12 protein-coding genes are annotated in these 16,635 nt (G+C 71.3%); 5 read left to right on the top strand and 7 right to left on the bottom strand.

From position 1 onward, the window contains the following. Positions 1-74: 74 nt before the first annotated feature. Genes ACWGI2_RS37805 through ACWGI2_RS37785 form a run of 5 tightly spaced genes read right to left on the bottom strand, consistent with a single transcriptional unit; the run spans position 75 to position 8,160 of the window. A complete protein-coding gene (locus ACWGI2_RS37805) occupies positions 75-680 on the bottom strand; it encodes a GTP-binding protein (RefSeq protein WP_160503682.1) in 606 nt (201 codons plus the stop codon). Then, positions 661-4,308: a hydantoinase B/oxoprolinase family protein gene (locus tag ACWGI2_RS37800; protein WP_453700374.1), complete on the bottom strand. Its 3,648-nt coding sequence runs from the start codon at positions 4,306-4,308 to the stop codon at positions 661-663. Before ACWGI2_RS37800 ends, ACWGI2_RS37805 begins: the two co-directional genes overlap by 20 nt. A 25-nt stretch (positions 4,309-4,333) precedes the next feature. Beyond that, a complete protein-coding gene (locus ACWGI2_RS37795; RefSeq protein ID WP_190084953.1) occupies positions 4,334-4,738 on the bottom strand; it encodes a DUF742 domain-containing protein in 405 nt (134 codons plus the stop codon). 9 nt (positions 4,739-4,747) lie between these two features. Next, the gene (locus tag ACWGI2_RS37790) at positions 4,748-5,188 is read right to left on the bottom strand and encodes a roadblock/LC7 domain-containing protein (protein WP_453700373.1); all 441 of its coding nucleotides are present in this window, start codon (positions 5,186-5,188) and stop codon (positions 4,748-4,750) included. Continuing rightward, positions 5,185-8,160 carry a nitrate- and nitrite sensing domain-containing protein gene (locus tag ACWGI2_RS37785; protein ID WP_453700372.1) on the bottom strand — a complete coding sequence of 992 codons (2,976 nt, stop codon included), beginning with the start codon at positions 8,158-8,160 and terminating at the stop codon, positions 5,185-5,187. The genes ACWGI2_RS37790 and ACWGI2_RS37785 overlap by 4 nt, the downstream gene beginning before the upstream one ends. A gap of 440 nt (positions 8,161-8,600) precedes the next feature. Between ACWGI2_RS37785 and ACWGI2_RS37780 the strand changes: the two genes are divergently transcribed. Further along, positions 8,601-9,062 (top strand): hypothetical protein, encoded by a 462-nt coding sequence (locus ACWGI2_RS37780; protein ID WP_453399615.1) that lies wholly within the window; start codon positions 8,601-8,603, stop codon positions 9,060-9,062. Between the two features lie 73 nt (positions 9,063-9,135). On the opposite strand, the gene ACWGI2_RS37775 is transcribed toward ACWGI2_RS37780, so the two are convergent. Beyond that, positions 9,136-10,293, bottom strand: a complete 1,158-nt coding sequence (locus ACWGI2_RS37775; protein ID WP_453700370.1) for an NAD(P)/FAD-dependent oxidoreductase — start codon at positions 10,291-10,293, stop codon at positions 9,136-9,138. Continuing rightward, positions 10,290-10,610: a bifunctional 3-phenylpropionate/cinnamic acid dioxygenase ferredoxin subunit gene (locus tag ACWGI2_RS37770; RefSeq protein WP_363211107.1), complete on the bottom strand. Its 321-nt coding sequence runs from the start codon at positions 10,608-10,610 to the stop codon at positions 10,290-10,292. Before ACWGI2_RS37770 ends, ACWGI2_RS37775 begins: the two co-directional genes overlap by 4 nt. A gap of 190 nt (positions 10,611-10,800) precedes the next feature. Between ACWGI2_RS37770 and ACWGI2_RS37765 the strand changes: the two genes are divergently transcribed. The 4 genes from ACWGI2_RS37765 (at position 10,801) to solA (ending at position 16,624) form a co-directional block, all read left to right on the top strand. Then, entirely contained in the window at positions 10,801-11,652 is an 852-nt protein-coding gene (locus tag ACWGI2_RS37765) for an IclR family transcriptional regulator (RefSeq protein ID WP_453700368.1), read from the top strand. A gap of 226 nt (positions 11,653-11,878) precedes the next feature. Beyond that, complete coding sequence (locus tag ACWGI2_RS37760; protein ID WP_453700366.1) at positions 11,879-12,964, top strand: S-(hydroxymethyl)mycothiol dehydrogenase; 1,086 nt, start codon at positions 11,879-11,881, stop codon at positions 12,962-12,964. Next, positions 12,961-15,432: a GcvT family protein gene (locus ACWGI2_RS37755; protein WP_453700364.1), complete on the top strand. Its 2,472-nt coding sequence runs from the start codon at positions 12,961-12,963 to the stop codon at positions 15,430-15,432. The genes ACWGI2_RS37760 and ACWGI2_RS37755 overlap by 4 nt, the downstream gene beginning before the upstream one ends. A gap of 37 nt (positions 15,433-15,469) precedes the next feature. Further along, positions 15,470-16,624 (top strand): N-methyl-L-tryptophan oxidase, encoded by a 1,155-nt coding sequence (gene solA / locus ACWGI2_RS37750; protein ID WP_453700363.1) that lies wholly within the window; start codon positions 15,470-15,472, stop codon positions 16,622-16,624. Positions 16,625-16,635: the final 11 nt, after the last annotated feature.

Genomic DNA, 16,635 nt, shown 5'->3' with positions numbered 1-16,635 from the left:
CGAGCCGAGGATGACCGCGGCCCGTACCCCGGTCGGCGGGGGTACGGGCCGTGGCTGTGCACGCCTTCACGCGCTCACGTCGTCGCGGGCTCCCTGGCCGCGGCGGCGGCCTCCATCGCGTGCTGGACCACTCCGATGAGCACTTCCTTGACGGACTGCCGCTCGCGCGCGTCGCACATCACCACGGGGACGCCGGGGTCGAGGTCGAGCGCCTGGCGCACGGCCTCGGCGGGGTAACGCGAGGCGCCCTCGAAGCAGTTGACGCCGACGACGAAGGGTATGGAGCGGCGCTCGAAGTAGTCGACAGCCGCGAAGCAGTCCTCCAGGCGGCGGGTGTCGGCGAGGACCACGGCGCCGAGCGCTCCGGTGGCCAGCTCGTCCCAGAGGAACCAGAAGCGGTCCTGGCCAGGGGTGCCGAAGACGTACAGGACCAGGTCCTCGCGGAGGGTGATGCGCCCGAAGTCCATGGCGACGGTGGTGGTGTGCTTGTCCGAGACGCCGCTGGTGTCGTCGACCGGGCGGCCCGCCTCGCTGAGCAGTTCCTCGGTGCGCAGCGGTTTGATCTCGCTGACGGCGCCGACAAGGGTCGTCTTGCCCACGCCGAAGCCGCCCGCCACGAGGATCTTCAGCGTGACCGGCTCGACGGGGGCCTTGCCGCGCTCAGAACGCTTGAAGATCATCGCTCGCTTCTCCTGGATGAGTGGTGTCAGGGGTGTCGCGCGGGGCCGGGCCGTATCCGCCGCCGCCCGGGGTTTCGATCACGAGTACGTCGCCGGGGCCCGCGTCCGCGAGGTCGCTGGCCTCCAGCGTCTGGACGCTGCCGTCGGCACGCTCCACGCGGCCTGTGCCGAGCGCTCCGGGGCTGCCGCCCGCCATGCCGTACGGCGCCACCTTGCGGTGCTGCGAGAGCGTGGAGACCGTCATCGGTTCGCGGAAGCGGATGCGGCGCACGGCCCCGTCCCCGCCGCGCCACGTGCCGGCGCCGCCGCTGCCCCTGCGCACCGCGAACTCCTCGAGCAGCACGGGCAGGCGCCACTCGAGGACTTCGGGGTCGGTGAGCCGGGAGTTGGTCATGTGGGTCTGGACGACGGACGCCCCGTCGAAGCCGTCGCCCGCCCCGGATCCCGAGGCCACCGTCTCGTAGTACTGGTGGCGGTCGTTTCCGAAGGTGACGTTGTTCATCGTTCCGGAGCCCTCGGCCTGGACGCCCAGGGCTCCGTAGAGGGCGCCGGTGATCGCCTGTGAGGTCTCGACGTTCCCGGCGACGACGGCCGCCGGCGGCTCGGGGGCGAGCAGGGAGCCCGGCGGCACGATGATGCGCAGGGGGCGCAGGCAGCCGTCGTTGAGCGGGATGTCCTCGGCCACCAGGGTGCGGAAGACGTACAGGACAGCGGCGTTGACCACCGCGAAGGGTGCGTTGAAGTTCGTGGGGAGCTGGGGGGACGTACCGGTGAAGTCGATGGTCGCCGAGCGGGCTTCGCGATCGACCGAGACGCGGACCCGGATGACGGCCCCCGAGTCGGTTGGATATGCGAACTCGCCCTCTTCTAGGGCGTCGATGACACGGCGTACCGCTTCTTCGGCGTTGTCCTGTACGTGCCTCATGTACGCCTGGACGACATCGAGCCCGAAGTGCTCGATCATGCGGGCGACTTCGTCGACGCCCTTCTGGTTGGCGGCGATCTGGGCGCGCAGGTCGGCGAGGTTGGTGGCCGGGTTGCGGGAGGGGTAGGGGGCGTCGGTGAGCAGGTTCCGGGTCTCGTCCTCTCGGAAGCGACCGCCCTCCACAAGGAGCCAGTTGTCGAAGAGGATGCCCTCCTCCTCGATGGCGCGGCTGTTCGCGGGCATGGAACCGGGGGCGATGCCGCCGATCTCCGCGTGGTGCCCTCGCGAGGCCACGTAGAACAGGACCCGCTCCCCCGGAGTGTCGAAGACCGGTGTGATGACGGTGACGTCCGGGAGGTGGGTTCCGCCGTGGTACGGGTCGTTGACCGCGTAGGTGTCCCCGGGCCGCATGCCGCTGCCGCGGCGCTGGATCACCTCCTTGACGCTGGTGCCCATCGAGCCCAGGTGCACCGGGATGTGCGGGGCGTTGGCGACGAGGTTGCCGTCCGGGTCGAAGAGCGCGCAGGAGAAGTCGAGCCGCTCCTTGATGTTGACCGACTGGGCCGTGGACTCCAGGCGGGCGCCCATCTGTTCGGCGATCGACATGAAGAGGTTGTTGAAGACTTCGAGGAGGACGGGGTCGGCCGCGGTGCTCGCCGCGGAACCCTCGGGCACCGCCACACGTTCCATGACCAGGTGCCCCTCGCGTGACATGGCCGCCTGCCAGCCGTCGTCCACGACCGTCGTGGCGCTGGCCTCGGTGATGATCGCGGGTCCGTCGACGGTCTCGCCGGGCGGCAGCTCCTCGCGGCGGTGCAGGGGTACGTCGCGCCAGGCGCCGCCCGTGTGCAGGCTGACGGTCTCCGGAGCGCCTCGGTGCGTGCCACCGGCGAGCACGGAGAGGTCGGGCTGCTCGGTCAGGCCGGTGGCCTCCACGGAGAGCGCCTCGACGACGACGGGGCGGTCCAGGGTGAAGGAGTAGGTGGTGCGGTGGCGTTCCTCGAAGACGCGGATCATGCTGTCCGGCTCGGCGAGCTCCACAGTGAGCGTGGTGTCGGTGCCGTCGTAGCGCAGCTGGGCGCGGCGTGTGACGCGGATGCGGTCCTCGGGCACGTCCTCGGCGAGGAGTTCGGCGCGGGCCGCTTCCTCCAGGTCGTCGGCGGTCTTCAGGACGCGGGGCATCGCGGACGGTTCGAGGCGGGCCTCCACGGACTGCTCGCGCATCGCGGTGGTGTCGGCGAGGCCGATGCCGAGCGCGGAGAGCACCCCGGCCATGGGCGGTACGAGGACGGTGCGGATGCCGAGCGAGTCGGCGACCATGCAGGCGTGCTGGCCGCCCGCGCCACCGAACGTCGTGAGGGCGTAGCGGGTGACGTCGTGGCCCTTCTGGACCGAGATGCGCTTGACGGCGGCCGCGATGTTGGCCACCGCGATCCGCAGATAGCCCTCGGCGACCTGCTCCGGAGTGCGGTCGTCGCCGGTGCGTTCCCTGATGTCGCCGGCCAGCGCGGTGAAGCGGTCACGCACGAGCGTCTCGTCGAGCGGCTGGTCGCCGTCGGGGCCGAACACCCGGGGGAAATGGGCGGGTTGGATGCGTCCGAGGGCGACGTTGGCGTCGGTGACGGTGAGCGGGCCGCCGCCCCGGTAGCTCGCCGGGCCCGGTGCGGCGCCCGCCGAGTCGGGGCCCACGCGGTAGCGGCTGCCGTCGAAGTGCAGCACGGAGCCGCCGCCCGCCGCGACGGTGTGGATGTCCAGCATCGGCGCGCGCAGCCGTACGCCCGCGATCCGCGTGGTGAAGACCCGTTCGTACTCGCCCGCGTAGTGCGACACGTCCGTGGACGTGCCGCCCATGTCGAAGCCGATGACACGGTCGAAGCCCGCGCGCTGCGACATACGGGCCATGCCGACGATGCCGCCGGCGGGCCCGGAAAGGATCGCGTCCTTGCCGCGGAACTGGCCCGCTTCGGTGAGGCCGCCGTTCGACTGCATGAACATCAGCCGTACGCCGCTGAGTTCGTCGGCGACGTGCTGGACGTAGCGGTGCAGGACGGGCGACAGATAGGCGTCGACGACCGCCGTGTCGCCGCGCGGGACCAGCTTCATCAGCGGGCTGACCTCGCTGGAGAGTGAGACCTGCGGAAAGCCCGTGCGGACGGCAAGTTCGGCGATCGCCCGCTCGTGGGCGGGGTGCAGATGGCTGTGCATGCAGACCACCGCCACGGCCCGGATGCCGTCTTCGTAGGCCTCGCGCAGCGGCCCGGCGAGCTGCTCCAGGTCGGGCGCCCGCAGGACCTCGCCCTCGGCGGTGACCCGCTCGTCGGCCTCGATGACCCGGTCGTACAGCAGCTCCGGGAGGACGATCTCGCGGGCGAAGATGTGAGGGCGGTTCTGGTAGGCGATGCGCAGGGCGTCGCCGAAGCCGCGGGTGATCACCAGGGCGGTGGGCTCGCCCTTGCGCTCAAGGAGGGCGTTGGTGGCGACGGTGGTGCCCATCCGGACGGCGTCGATGGGAACGTCCGCCGTGTCGTCGGGGACGCCCGGAGCGGCGCCCAGGAGTTCACGGATGCCCGCGACGGCGGCGTCGGTATAGCGGGACGGGTTGTCCGACAGGAGTTTGTGCGTGAGCAGACGCCCGTCGGGACGCCGCGCGACGATGTCCGTGAAGGTGCCGCCCCTGTCGACCCAGAACTGCCAGCCAGTCACGTCTCACTCCCCGCTTCCGCGCTGTTCAGAGCGCCCGGAGGCCGTTGATCACGTCGCGCAGAATACTCTCGTCCGGCAGTTCCGCAGGGGGCACGGGACGTGTCACGTGGACGAGTTCGTCGTCCACGAGATCGCCGATGAGGACGCGGATCACGCCGATGGGAAGGTCCAGCTCGGCCGCCAGCTCGGCGACCGACTGGGGGCTGTCACGGCAGAGCCCGACGATGTCCACGTGCTCCGGAGACAGCGTCCTGTCCGCCTCCGGGTCACCGGCGCGGGCTTCCGCGATGACGACCGCGATCAGATCGAGGCGGTGCTGGGCCGGACTCGTGGTCCGGCCGCGCGTCATGGCGTACGGCCGCACCACGGGCCCGGCGTCGTCGTCGAACCAGCGATGCGTCCCCTGTGTCCCCTGACCGTCTTCGCTCATACCCTCCCGCTACCCTCCCGTGGGCAGGTCGGTGCGCGGCGCCGTACCCAGATGCACACCCACCCTCTTGACCAGCAGCGTCATTTCGTACGCGACCAGACCTACGTCGGAGTCGGCGTCCGCGAGGACGGCGAGGCAGCTGCCGTCGCCCGCGGCCGTGACGAACAGGAAGGCGTCGTCGAGCTCGACCACGGTCTGGCGGACCCTGCCCGCCTCGAAGTGGCGTCCGACGCCCTTGGCGAGGCTGTGGAAGCCGGAGGCGACAGCCGCGAGGTGCTCGCTGTCCTCCCTCGTCAGATCCTGCGATACGCCGGTGGGCAGGCCGTCGCCGGAGAGCACGAGCGCCTTGCGGATGCTGGCGACCCGCTGCACCAGGTCGTCGAGGAGCCAGTTCAGCTCCCTCGCCGCCCCGGTGCTGGCGATGCGTGCGTCGGCCTTCGGTGCGGTCATCGACCGTCCCCCTCAGATGTCGTTCCTGGTGCTGTGCCGTCGGAGGCGTCTTCGCCCGCGGCGTTCTCTTCACGACCACGCTGCCAGCCACGCTGGAGCGAAGCCATCCGGCTGCGTACCTCGTCGGCGTCGCGCTCCTCCGGCCTGGTCGCGGCCGGGGCCGGGTCGCGCTCCGTGCGCTGGTCCGGACCGTCCTTCAACTGTGGGGCGAGATTGGCCTGGCGAACACGCCGGGGCAGTCCGCCGGGTGCGGTGGTGGGCGTGGGCGCCGGTCCGACGCGAGGCTCGGTCTCCGTACGCGGCGTTTCCGTACGTGGGGACTCCGTACGCGGGGACTCCGTGCGCCGGCTGCGCCTCGGGAGGTCCGGCGGGGCGTCGGCCGCGGTGACGTCGCGGTGCGGCGGGGAGAGGTCGGGCCAGGCGGACTGCGGCTCGGGGCGGCGTGGCAGGTCGATGGGCTCGGCCGCGGGGCGGCCGTTGCCGCGGTCCCGGTCCACTGCGCCGCCCTGGGGGCGCCCCACGGGGGTCTGCGGGCGCTCGGGGCGCTCCGGTGCCGCGTCGTCGTCCTCCGCCGCGCCACGGGGCCTGTTGTGCGTCACGGGGCGGCCGTGCGAGGAGACCAGCTTCGGGGTCCTGCGGCGGGGCAGCTGTACGGGGTCTCCGGGGGCCGCGTCGTCGTCGGGGCCGCTGAAGCCGCTGCCCTTGCCGCCGCCGTTGCCGCGTGAGGGCAGGTCGTCGGGGCGGGTCGGCTCGCGCTCGCCCGTCTCCCGCTCGTCGCGGGCCTGTTGGTGCTGTTCGTCCCCCTGGACCCCGGCCATGCGGCGGCGCGGGCGGAAGAGGCCGCCGCGCTCGCTGTCGGCGTCGTCGAGGTCGCCGAGCGCGCCGGGGAAGGGGTCGAGGTCCGCCATGCCGACCGGCGCCTCCAGCTCGACGGGACCGTCGAGGAGGGAGGCGGGAAGGCCGGGCAGCTGTACGGGCACCTGGCCGAGCGCGGCCTTCTTGTCGCCGGTGGCGTCGCGGCCCACGGCCTCCCTGGGCTGCGGCCGGTCGAGGCGGAAGCCGATTCCGTTCGTGTCCGGTACGTCGTCCGTGAGCAGCGTCTCCGGGATGAACACCACGGCGGTGGTCCCGCCGTACGGAGAGGGCTGCAAGGAGACGCGTACGCGCTGGCGCTGTGCGAGGCGGCTCACTACGAAGAGGCCGAGGCGGTCGGTGTCGGAGAGCTCGAACTCCGGTGTCTCCGCGAGGCGGAGGTTGGCGTCCAGGAGCGCGTCGGCCGCCATGCCGAGGCCCCGGTCGTGGATCTCCAGGGTGAAGCCGTTGGCGACGTGCTCTCCGAGGACCTGCACCGCGGTGTGCGGGGGCGAGAACACCGTGGCGTTCTCCAGGAGTTCGGCCATCAGGTGGGTGAGGTCGGCGACCGCGGGCCCGGTGACGGCGATGCGCGGCAGACGGCGCACCTCGATGCGTTCGTAGTCCTCGACCTCGGCGACGGCCGCGCGGACGACGTCCATGAGCTGGACGGGCTTGCGCCACTGCCGGGAGGGGGCGGCGCCGGAGAGGATCACGAGGCCCTCGGCGTGCCGCCGCATGCGCGTGGTGAGGTGGTCCAGGCGGAAGAGGTCGGCGAGTTCGTCCGTGTCCTCGGTCCTGCGCTCCATCGTGTCGAGCAGGGTGAGCTGCTTGTGCAGGAGCACCTGGCTGCGGCGGGCGAGGTTGACGAAGACCTCGGAGACGCCGCGGCGCAGGTCGGCCTGTTTGACGGTGGCCTCGACCGCGGCGCGCTGGAGGGTGTTGAGGGCCTGGCCGACCTGCCCGACCTCGTCCTTCTCGTACGTCAGGCGCGGTGCCTCGGTCTCTACGTCGACCTGTTCGCCCGCAGCCAGGCGGCGCAGCACGCCGGGCAGCCTGACGCCGGACGCCTCGTGGGCCTCCAGGCGCAGTCGGCGCAGGTCACGGATGAGGCTGCTGCCGATGCGTACGGACATGAAGACCGAGAACAGGAGCGCGAGCAGACCGAACACGCCCGCGACGACGACCCGCACGATCACGCCGACGGCCACCGGCTCGACGCGGTCCTGGAAGCGGTCGCCCGCGGCCTTGTCGCGCTCGGCGAGATCCTTGAGCGCCTTGCCCGAAGCGGCGTCCCAGCGCGCCGACGTGACGGCGCGCGGGGTGCCGGGCGAGGATTCCACGACGGCCTTCTCGGCGGACCTCAGCTCTGTCGTCTCCGCGCCGTTCCAGTACCGCTCGTATCCGGCGCGCTCGTCCTCCGGCAGCTGCGCGAGGTTGACCTCGTACAGCAGCGTGCGCTGGGCCCTGAGGTCGGAGACCTCCCGGATCTCGGCCTTGGTGAGCCTGCGCGCGACCAGTGCGGAACCGAGCAACGCGTCCTCGCGGGAGAGCAGTTCACGGGCCCGGGTGACGCCGACGAGTGCCCGGCCCTGCTGGTCCATCTTCACGTCGTCGAGACCGTGCAGGGTCATCAGGAAGCCGTAGCAGGGGTCGATCAGCTTCGTGTACATCTTCAGCGCGCCGGCCCGGGTGATCGTGCCTTCCTCGACCGTGCGACGCAGCGACTCGATGCCCTCGAAGGAGTCGAGGAGCGACGCGAGCCGGTCGGCCGACTGGCCGGTGACCTCCTCGCGCACGTCCGGGTGCTCCGCGTTCTCGACGACCTTGGCGATCATCTCGTCGGTGGCCGTCTGGCTGCGGCGCAGCGCGGCGAGCGCGTCCGAGGCGCGGGGGTCGGCGAGATAGACGAGGGTCTGGCGACGCTCCTGCTGGACGACCCGTGCGGTGTCCTCGATCGGGTAGCCGATCTTGTCGACGACGTTCGCGACGTCGATGAGGTCCTTGGCCGACTGGCCGGTGAGGTAGGTGGCGAAACCCCACATCGCGGTCAGGGAAATGAGCGGCACCAGCAGCAATGCCACGATCTTCCGGCGGATGGACTTCCCGCGAAAGCGCATGGCCTCCCCCAGATCGGCCCCCTGCGGCCGCGCTATGGCCAGGGGCACACATGTGCGTCAACAAACGGCGTGAGCCTACTACTGACACAGGAGCAACTCGAAGGCACGTCCGGACGGATTTCAGCCGTGACGCAAAAGGGACGTCCCCAGTTGTCCCTCCAATTCGGGAGATTGCATCCCGCGTGTGGCACATGCCACTCGGCACAGTCCGCCTTACCCCTGAACCCAGTTGGCCGGATCTCTTCGCTTTCCCGAACCCCGTGGGAATCTTCCCGGCCTCTCGTTCGTCTTTCAGTACGGGAGTTGGGGACAGCGGGCACCAGAGACAGCATGCCGTCACCAGGTGGCGTAAAGCCGCGTATATCGGGCAGCCACTGGAGAGTCGGAACGGCCGGCATCTCATCCAACGGCCCGTGGGGCATCGGGGGAGTGACGAGTTGATGGGCACGGCACAGCGCCAGAGGACGACCGAGGATGAGCACGAGGCATCCAGGAGTCAGTCCGGCGAGGACCGCAGGGAGTTGTGGATCGAGGAGCCGGCGCGCAGACGGCGCCTTCCCGATCCGGTGCGCACGGCTGCGGTGCGAGCCGTGATCATCGTGGCGCTGACCCTGATACAGGCGATGACGGCCTTCCTGTGCGCGTTGGCCGGATCCTGGCTGTCCTTCCCGATGGTGCTCAGCAGCGTGGCCAGCACCGTCGTCGCCACCTGGGGCGTTCTGGACGTGTGGGTCACGCGCCAGGTGTGGAACCAGCGGCACGGGGTGGTGTCGGTGCCGAGCAGCACCGCGCGTCAGCTGCGGCGCGAGCGGCGCCGGGCCCGCCGACAGGCCCGGACGGCGGCGCGGAGCGAGGAACGCATACGGAGGCGTGGCCGGGCAGGGCAGTTGTCGCACTCCTAGGTGCGCTCCCGGTGGGTGCGCTCCTGGTGCGTGCGCTCCCGGTAGACGCACTCCCTGTAGATATACCCGGCAGTCAGGCCGCCACCGGCACCTCCGCCAGCAGTCCGCGGCGCATCCGCATGAACGGACGCGGCCGGTCCACCGCGAGGACCGCCGTGGTGCGCCCCTCACGCTCGTAGGCGGCGAGGAAGCTGCCCTCCTCCGGAGTGCCTTCGAGGAGGCGCACGGTGTCGTCGGCGCGCCGCCGCCCCGCGAACTGGATGCGGGAGCCGTACTGGTCGGACCAGAAGTACGGCAGCGGGCGCACGGTCTCGGCGGTGTGGCCGGCCAGCAAGTTGCCTACGGCGACGCGGGGTTGTTCCGTGGCGCTCGTCCAGTGCTCGGCCCGCGCGCCGCCCACGCGGGCGACATCGCCCACCGCCACGACGTGCGGCAGCCCGGTGACACAGCCGTCGTCGCAGAGCACTCCGTCGCCCAGGGCGAGCGTCGAGCCCGCGAGCCAGCCGGTGTTGGGGGTGGCCCCGATGCCGACGACGACCACATCGGCGGGCAGCAGACGGCCGTCGCCCAGCTCCACCGCGTGCACGGCCCTCTCGCCGTGCAGCGCGGCGACGCCGGTGCCCGTCACGAGTTCCGCTCCCCCGCGCGCGTGCAGTCCGGCACAGATCGCCGCCATGTCCGCGCCCAGTTGCGGGAGAAGCGGCAGCGGGGCGGCCTCGACGACCGTCACCTCGTGACCGAGCGCCGCGCACGAGGACGCGGTCTCGGCGCCGATGAATCCACCGCCGATCACGACGACCCGCTGCCGCCCGGCGACGAGCTGCGTGCGCAGGGCGCGGGCGTCGTCCAGGGTGCGCAGGGTGTGCACCCCCTCCAGGAGGGGCCCCGGCAGCCGGCGCGCGGACGCGCCGGTCGCGATGACCACTCCATCGCTCGCTACGGTCCGGCCGTCCTCCAGGAGCACGGTGCGGCCGCGCGGGTCGAGGCCTCGGGCGCGGACCCCGAGCAGCCACTCGGCGGCCAGTTCGTCGGCCTCCTCGTCGTCGGACAGGGCGAGTTGGGCCTCGTCGGCCTTGCCGATGAGGAAGTCTTTGGAGAGCGGCGGCCTGTCGTACGGTGGGTGCGGCTCGTCGCCGATGATCACGAGCCGGCCGTCGTATCCCTGGGCGCGCAGCTCGCGCGCCGCGTAGAGCCCGGCGAGCGAGGCGCCCACCACGGTGATGGTCCTCATGCGGCGGAACCCTCCTCGGCCACGAGGTGGACGTGGATCGTGCCGTCGTCCACGCTCACCCGGTGGGTGCGCACGGCGCGGCGGGCGGGCAGGCAGGTCGGCCGTCCGGTACGGAGATCGAATGAGGCGGCATGGAGCGGGCATTCGACCAGGCAGCCCTCGAGCCACCCCTCGGAGAGGGAGGCGTCCTGGTGGCTGCAGGTGTCGTCGATGGCGTAGATCTCGCCGTCGGCGTTGAACACCGCGACGGGAGGTGTGGTGTCGACACGGACGGATTCGCCCGCGGGGAGGTCTTCAAGGCGGCAGACGGGAATCATGGGCCCCCCTCTTGATCTCTCTCGGCCCGGTCCTGACACCTTCTCGGCCCAGGACCCTTCGGTAACATGATGTTTCGTATGGCGCACGAGGGAGCGCTATACGCAACAGAATCCGGTCGGGACGCCCACCGCGTCAAGGGCTTCCCGAAGATGCGGCTTCAACAGGCCGCGAGGTGGTGAGAGTTGAGATATGACCGGCACGCGGAAACAGCCTGATCAGAACGAGGAGCCGCGCGAGAATCGCCCCGAGAACCGACCCGAGTCGCGCGAGAAACAGCCGAAGGCGGCGCCGGGATCCGTCCAGTCCGTGGACCGCGCGGTCAGCGTCCTGGAGATACTCGCCCGGCTCGGCGAGGCCGGAGTCACCGAGATCGCCGACGAGTTGGGGGTGCACAAGTCGACGGCCTTCCGGCTGCTCGGCGTCCTGGAGAACCGGGGCCTGGTGGGCCAGGCCAAGGACCGCGGGAAGTACTTCCTGGGGGCCGGCGTACTCCGCCTCGCGGGGGCGGCGGCAGTGCGTCTGGACATCTCCCAGGAGGGCGGCCCGGTCTGCCGCGACCTCGCCGACGAGCTGGGCGAGACGGTCAACATCGCGATCCTGGACGACGACGCCGCGGTCAACATCATGCAGGCCCGCGGCCCCGCGTCCGTGACCGCGCAGAACTGGCTGGGCAGGCGCACCCCGCTGCACGCCACCTCCAGCGGCAAGATCCTCCTCGCCCATCTGCCGACGACGCTGCGCGAGGGCCTGATCGCTCGGACGCTGCCGCGCCTGACCGAGCACACGGTGACCGGGACGGTGGCGCTGCGCGGCGAGCTCGAGGCCGTCGTGGACCAGGGGTTCGCCATCGCCGTGGAGGAGCTCGAGGTGGGTCTGGCCGCCGTGGCGGCGCCGGTGCGTGCGCACGACGGCAAGGTGATCGGGGCGCTCAGCGCGTCGGGGCCCGTGTACCGGCTGACCGAGGACCGCCTCACCGAGCTCGCCAAGCGCACGGTCGCCGCGGCCGTGGAGCTGTCGCGGCGGATGGGGTACGGCTTCTGACCGACCGTCAGTAGACACATGCGACGAGGGCGGAACCGGTGATCACCGGTTCCGCCCTCGTCGCGTCCGCGCACCCGGACCTGTCGCGTGTCGATCGTGTTTCGCCGCGCCCAGCCGATTTGCCAAGGGTTAACTCCCACCCCTTGACGGCCTCTTGATGGCGTTCCCAGTATGTCTCTCATAGCGCAACCCGTCGTGCAGTGCGCAACAGCAGAGGAGTCTGGCCGTGCCACACGAGGTCCGTGCCGTCGTCGCCATGAAGAAGGGCGCACCCGTCGAGGTGCAGACGATCGTCGTGCCAGATCCCGGACCGGGAGAGGTACTTGTCTCCGTGCAGGCCTGCGGGGTCTGCCACACGGATCTGCACTACCGGGAGGGCGCGATCAACGACGACTTCCCGTTCCTGCTCGGCCATGAGGCCGCCGGCACCATCGAGGCGGTCGGCGCCGATGTCACCGATCTCGTCCCCGGCGACTATGTGGTGCTCGCCTGGCGCGCCCCCTGCGGAGCCTGCCGCTCCTGCCTGCGGGGCCGCCCCTGGTACTGCTTCGACTCACGCAACGCCGCCCAGCCCATGACCCTCCTTGACGGCACTCCCCTGAGCCCCGCCCTCGGCATCGGCGCCTTCGCCGAGAAGACCCTGGTCGCCGCCGGGCAGGCGGTGAAGGTGGACCCGGCGGCCCGCCCCGAGGCCGCCGGACTGATCGGCTGCGGCGTGATGGCCGGCTACGGGGCCGCCGTGAACACCGGCGGGGTGGGCCGCGGCGACACCGTGGCCGTCATCGGCTGCGGCGGCGTCGGCAACGCCGCGATCGCCGGTGCCTCGCTGGCGGGCGCCCGCCGCGTCATCGCCGTCGACATCGACGAGGCCAAGCTCGACGGGGCGACCCGGTTCGGCGCCACGCACACCGTCAACTCCCGTGGCACGGACCCGGTCGAAGCCGTCCGCGAACTCACCGGCGGGTTCGGGGTCGACGTCGCGATCGACGCGGTCGGCACCCCGTCGACGTACAAACAGGCTTTCTACATGCGTGATCACGCGGGTGTGCTCGTGCAGGTCGGTGTGCCCGATCCGGAGATGCGGATCGATCTGCCGCTGATCGACCTGTTCTCGCGCGGCGGCGCCCTCAAGTCCTCCTGGTACGGCGACTGTCTGCCGAGCCGGGACTTCCCGATCCTCGTCGACCAGTACCTCAGCCGCCGGCTCGACCTCGGCGGCTTCGTCTCGGAGACCATCACGCTCGACCAGGTCGAGGAGGCGTTCGGCAGGATGCACCGCGGTGAGGTCCTGCGTTCGGTGGTGGTCCTGTGAGTGACACCTCCGCGACCGGCGGCCCGGAGCCCCGGCCGCCCCGCGTCGTCGTCATCGGCGCCGGCATCGTCGGCTGCTCGCTCGCCGACGAGCTGACCGCCCGCGGCTGGACCGACGTCACGGTCCTCGAACAGGGTCCACTGCCCGCCCCCGGCGGCTCGACCTCGCACGCCCCCGGCCTCGTCTTCCAGACCGGACCTTCCAAGACCCTGACCGCCTTCGCGACGTACACCGTCGAGAAGTTCGGGACCCTGGAGGTGGACGGTCTGCCCTGCTTCAACCCGGTCGGCGGCCTCGAACTCGCCACCACGCCCGAGCGCTGGGCCGACCTGCACCGCAAGGCCGGGTACGCCGCCTCCTGGGGCATCCGCGCGGAACTGGTCGGCCCGGCCCGGTGCAAGGAGATGTGGCCGCTCATCGACGAGAGCAAGGTCCTCGGCGGGCTGCACACCCCCGACGACGGGCTCGCCCGCGCCGTGCTCGCCTGCCGTGCGCAGATCGAGCGGGCACGCGCGCGTGGAGCGCGTTTCCTCGACCGGCACACCGTGACCGGCGTGGAGCAGGAGGAAGGACGCGTCACCGCCGTCGTGACCGACCGGGGCACTTTTCCCGCCGACCACGTCGTGTCTGCTGCGGGCTTCTGGGGTCCGGTGATCGGGCGCATGGCCGGTGTCGACATACCCCTCCTGCCGCTCGCCCATCAGTACGCGAAGACCGAGCCGCTCCCCGAGCTCGCCGGCGTCAACGACCCGCGTACGGAGGCCTCGAAGCCGATCCTCCGCTTCCAGGACCGCGATCTGTACTTCCGTGAGCACACCGACCGCATCGGCATCGGCTCGTACGCCCACCGTCCGCTGCCCGTGAACGCGTTCACGGTCCCGGCATCCGACGACGCGGCCGAGATGCCGTCCTCGTACCCCTTCACCGAGGAGGACTTCGCGCCGAGCTGGGAGGACTGCGGCTGGCTGCTGCCCTCGCTGCGCGGCACCGACGTCGCGGAGGGCTTCAACGGCGTCTTCTCCTTCACTCCGGACGGGATGCCGGTCCTCGGCGAGTCCCGTGCGCTGCGCGGCTTCTGGCTGGCCGAGGCGGTGTGGGTGACGCACTCCGCGGGCGTGGCCAAGGCGGTCGCCGAGTGGATGGTCGACGGGCGGCCCTCCATCGACGTACACGACTGCGACCTCACCCGCTTCGAGAACGCCCAGCGCTCCCCCGCCTACGTCGCCGACCGCGGCGCCCAGCAGTTCGTCGAGGTCTACGACGTCCTCCACCCCCTCCAGCCCATGGAACGGCCCCGGCCCCTGCGGGTGAGCCCCTTCTACGCCCGGCAGCAGGAGCTGGGCGCCGTCTTCCTGGAGGGCGGCGGCTGGGAACGCCCGCACTGGTACGAGGCGAACGCCCCGCTCCTCACGGACGTCGAGGTCCCCGAACGCGACGCCTGGTCGGCCCGCCACTGGTCGCCGATCGCGGCCGCGGAGGCGAAAGCGACCCGCGAGAAGGTCGCCCTCTACGACATGACTCCCCTGCGCCGCCTGGAGGTGTCGGGGCCCGGAGCGCTCGCCTTCCTGCAGCGCATGACCTCCAACAACCTGGCCAAGAAGCCCGGCGCGGTGACGTACACCCTCCTCCTGGACGAGGCGGGCGGCATCCGCTCCGACCTCACGGTGGCCCGGCTCGCCCCGGACCGCTTCCAGGTCGGCGCCAACAGCCCGGCCGATCTCGACTGGCTCCAGCGCCACGCCCCCGACGGCGTGCACCTGCGGGACATCACATCGGGCACCTGCTGCATCGGCGTCTGGGGGCCGCTCGCCCGCGACCTCGTCCAGCCGCTCACCCACGACGACTTCTCGCACGAGGCGTTCGGATACTTCAGGGCCAAGGAGACGTACATCGGGCATGTCCCGGTGACGGCGATGCGTCTTTCGTACGTCGGCGAGCTGGGCTGGGAGCTCTACACGGACGCCGACACCGGCCTCCGGCTCTGGGACACGCTCTGGGACGCGGGGCAGGAACACGGCGTGATCGCGGCCGGGCGTTCGGCGTTCAACAGCCTGCGCCTGGAGAAGGGCTACCGCGCCTGGGGTCACGACATGACCACCGAACACAACCCCTACGAGGCGGGGGTCGGCTTCGCGGTCCGCATGGACCGCGGCGACTTCGTGGGGCGCGCCGCGCTCGAACAGCTCGGCTCCCCGGCACGGAAGCTCACCGCCCTGCTGTTGGACGATCCGGCCGCCGTCGTTCTCGGCAAGGAGCCCGTGTACGTCGACGGGGCGGCCGGGGCCGCGGCCGGGTACGTCACCAGCGCCTCGTACGGCTACACGCTGGGCCGGTGCGTCGCCTACGCGTGGCTGCCGCCGCTGGAGGCGGGCGCGGGCGTGCACATCGAGTACTTCGGCGAGAAGGTGCCCGCGACGGTCGCCGATGAGCCGCTGTTCGACCCGAAGATGACCCGCATCCGCCGGTAGCCGGTTGAAGCCCCATCAGCGCTCTGGAGGAATCTCTGTGTCCCCCACCTATGACGTGATCGTGATCGGCCTCGGCGGCATGGGCAGCGCCGCCGCCCACCACCTCTCCGCGCGCGGTGCCCGCGTCCTCGGCCTGGAGAAGTTCGGGCCCGTCCACAACCGCGGTTCCAGCCACGGCGGTTCGCGCATCACCCGGCAGTCCTACTTCGAGGACCCCGCGTACGTACCGCTGCTTCTGCGCTCGTACGAACTGTACGCACGCCTGGAGCGCGACACCGGCCGCGAGATAGCCACCCTGTGCGGCGGGGTGATGATCGGCCGCCCCGAGAGCCGCGCCGTCTCCGGTTCGCTGCTCTCCGCACGCCAGTGGGACCTCCCCCACGAAATGCTCGACGCCCCCGAGATACGCCGCCGCTTCCCGACACTCAGCCCGCGCGACGACGAGGTCGCGCTGTACGAGGCGCGCGCCGGTCTTGTCCGCCCCGAGAACACCGTCGCCGCCCATCTGCAGCTCGCCACGCAGCAGGGAGCCGACCTGCACTTCGAGGAGCCGATGACACGCTGGGAGCCGTACCGGGACGGTGTCCGCGTCCACACTCCCGAAGACACCTACACCGCAGGGCAGTTGGTGATCTGCCCGGGTGCCTGGGCGCCGCGGCTCCTCACGGACGTCGGGGTGCCGTTCACCATCGAGCGGCAGGTCATGTACTGGTTCCAGCCGACCGGCGGCGTGCGGCCCTTCCTGCCGCAGAACCACCCGATCTACATCTGGGAGGACGCGGACGACGTGCAGGTCTACGGCTTCCCTGCCATCGACGGCCCCGACCTGGGCGCCAAGGTCGCCTTCTTCCGCAAGGGCACGCCCTGCACACCCGAGGACATCGAGCGCACGGTCCACGAGCACGAGGTCGGCGCGATGGCGGAGCACATGAGCCGCCACATCCCCTCCCTGCCCGGGCAGTTCCTCAAGGCCGCGACCTGCATGTACTCCAACACTCCCGACGAGCACTTCGTCATCACCCGCCACCCGGCCCACCCGGAATCGGTCACCGTCGCGGCCGGATTCTCCGGGCACGGCTTCAAGTTCGTGCCGGTCGTCGGCGAGATCGTCGCCGATCTGGCACTGCGGGGCGCCACCGATCACCCCATCGAGCTCTTCGACCCCAGCCGCCTTGCCGCCGCGCCCGCTTGAGGAGTACGCCA

This window comes from Streptomyces sp. NPDC054866 (assembly GCF_053610745.1).
The sequence above is the reverse complement of the archived record's forward strand: the minus strand, read 5'-3'. Positions and strand labels throughout refer to the sequence as shown.

Coding starts and splice junctions, on each gene's coding strand:
- ACWGI2_RS37805 (WP_160503682.1), bottom strand. CDS start 680: ATGATCTTCAAGCGTTCTGAGCGCGGCAAGGCCCCCGTCGAGCCGGTC.
- ACWGI2_RS37795 (WP_190084953.1), bottom strand. CDS start 4,738: ATGAGCGAAGACGGTCAGGGGACACAGGGGACGCATCGCTGGTTCGAC.
- ACWGI2_RS37790 (WP_453700373.1), bottom strand. CDS start 5,188: ATGACCGCACCGAAGGCCGACGCACGCATCGCCAGCACCGGGGCGGCG.
- ACWGI2_RS37785 (WP_453700372.1), bottom strand. CDS start 8,160: ATGCGCTTTCGCGGGAAGTCCATCCGCCGGAAGATCGTGGCATTGCTG.
- ACWGI2_RS37780 (WP_453399615.1), top strand. CDS start 8,601: ATGGGCACGGCACAGCGCCAGAGGACGACCGAGGATGAGCACGAGGCA.
- ACWGI2_RS37775 (WP_453700370.1), bottom strand. CDS start 10,293: ATGAGGACCATCACCGTGGTGGGCGCCTCGCTCGCCGGGCTCTACGCG.
- ACWGI2_RS37770 (WP_363211107.1), bottom strand. CDS start 10,610: ATGATTCCCGTCTGCCGCCTTGAAGACCTCCCCGCGGGCGAATCCGTC.
- ACWGI2_RS37765 (WP_453700368.1), top strand. CDS start 10,801: ATGACCGGCACGCGGAAACAGCCTGATCAGAACGAGGAGCCGCGCGAG.